The following is a 2,035-nucleotide window of genomic DNA, read 5'->3' on the forward strand; positions in this document are numbered from 1 at the left end:
ACGTTTACTTCATGTTTTGTTTAGTTTTCAAAGTTCACTTCGTCGCTCAGAAGCGACTTTAATATAATAACATTTTGTCGAATCATTTGTCAACAACTTATTATATTTTTTTGTTGTTCTCACTTGGTTTGTCGTGACAACATAAACAAATATACCATCTCGTCCAAATGAATGCAAGCATTTCTTTACAAAAAATTAACAAAAAGTTTTATCTGTACTTTTATAGTGTATTTATTTAAATAAGTTAATCGTATTTCCCTTTATACAGTTACACTTTTTTAAGAGTGTCATCTGTTCCTAAATTATTCTTCAAAAGCTACAAGTTTGTTCGATCTGGACTATCCCTATAGGGACTAGGAACACTCCTCATCCAAGAATGTAGGCAATTGACTTTTCTGTCTTTTATGGGAAGCAGCTACCCGTATAATATAAGAAATTAAAAATCACCATTATTGTTTACTTAATGATTATTCAACAATTTGGTACGTTGATCGTAATAATATTGTAGTAAAAATGTGGAATTGATCAGACATTTAGTTTGGAAATACTAAATAAGCAGTTAAAATAGCAAACCTAAACAAAATTAGAAGAGTGCCATTTCAAAATGAGAACATTAAAATATTAGGAATAAGCATTAATCTATTCTTTTTCTTCTTTACTAATGGATCCATTACTTATACAGCTATTTATAGAACTCCTAACAGAAACTATTGAAAAGAAATTCATAACTTTCTTTATAAAGCTCAACCTAATTAAAGCTGAATTACTTGAAATACCATTTTAATGCATTCGTGTACAGGATTTTATCAATAGCCTTTTCATCAAATAGCTGTTGAATTAATTCAATATCTGTATATTCAAAAGGTCTTTTAGCTCTTGTAGATGGCAAATCTGAACCAAACATAAGCGCATCAGGATTTGTCTCATATATGGACCTTAAAGTTTTTTCAACATTCAGTTCCACACGCCCAAAACCTGTTGCTTTTACGTGTATGCCCTTATCTACTAATTTTAATAAATGAAGTAATCCTTCTTCTGACAATCCTAAATGGTCAATTGAAATAGCAGGTAACTTCTCAATAATTGATGCAATTTCAGGTAACTCTTTTGCATCAATATAAAGTTCACTATGCCATCCGACTAAATCGTAAACTCTTCTTGCAAAGTAATCGAGCTTTGATCTATCTTCTGAACCACCTCGTTTTATATTAAAACGTAATGCCTTTACCCCTTTTTCATTTAAGCTTATAATCTCTTCGTCTGTTACAGTAAAAGGTAATTGAGTTACGCCGCAAAATGTTGTGCCCATTTGTTTAAGTGCGTTTAATAAATATTCTTGGTCAAATCCTTGGAAAGAACCGGATACTATCGCTCCTCCTAGTACATTTAAATCAGTAGTTTCATTCTGGTAATCTTCTACAACATAGTTGGGTGGCAAATATCCTTGGTTTTCGATAATTGGAAAATTAAAATCAATAATATGAAAATGTGCATCAAAAATTCTCATTTCATTTCCCCTCTCTTTTCTTTAACTTATCAAAGATGGTTCATAAAGAAAAATATGAATTATTTATGCAAACTCATAATTTTTTCTTATAGCTCTATACTGCTAATAGCTAAATAAGCACTATACAGCGAATTTTATAAGCGAAAATTATCGTAAGTAGCTGTCATTTGGAATATAAAAGACGAGAAATGGAACTCCTTAATATTATGTTTTGTAAATTTCATTGCTACGAACATCCACAATCTAGGTAATTGTCGAGATACTTTGTTGTTTCACCTTTAAATCATTTTATCAATTGTTCCAAATGTGAATGAAGAGCATTAACGTTTTGTAAGCTTGAATCGTTTAAAAAATAAAGTTTTAAATGCAATAATAAAAAAGAACCATGTCAATTTAAGGGTGCAAGCTAGATGACCCGTAAATTGACATGGAACCTCATTCTTATATTCCAACAAAAAAAGCATCAACTTAATAGCTGATGCTTTTCGTTTACCAGGCGACGTTCTACTCTCACAGGGGGAAACCCCC

Annotated in this window: 2 protein-coding genes and 1 pseudogene; all 3 read right to left on the reverse strand. The window is 31.0% G+C overall.

The annotated features are described in order from the left end of the window. Positions 1 to 763 precede the first annotated feature (763 nt). Complete coding sequence (locus tag AN960_RS16165) at positions 764 to 1,507, reverse strand: amidohydrolase family protein (RefSeq protein WP_056473544.1); 744 nt, start codon at positions 1,505 to 1,507, stop codon at positions 764 to 766. A gap of 134 nt (positions 1,508 to 1,641) precedes the next feature. After that, positions 1,642 to 1,841, reverse strand: a pseudogene (locus tag AN960_RS25130) (IS1595 family transposase); the annotation flags it as partial. Continuing rightward, on the reverse strand, positions 1,828 to 2,035 hold a 208-nt coding region (locus AN960_RS24930), incomplete at its 5' end, for a hypothetical protein (protein WP_216600084.1). The pseudogene AN960_RS25130 and the gene AN960_RS24930, both read right to left, overlap by 14 nt.

Source organism: Bacillus sp. FJAT-25509 (assembly GCF_001420605.1).
Lineage (GTDB): Bacteria > Bacillota > Bacilli > Bacillales > Bacillaceae_G > Gottfriedia.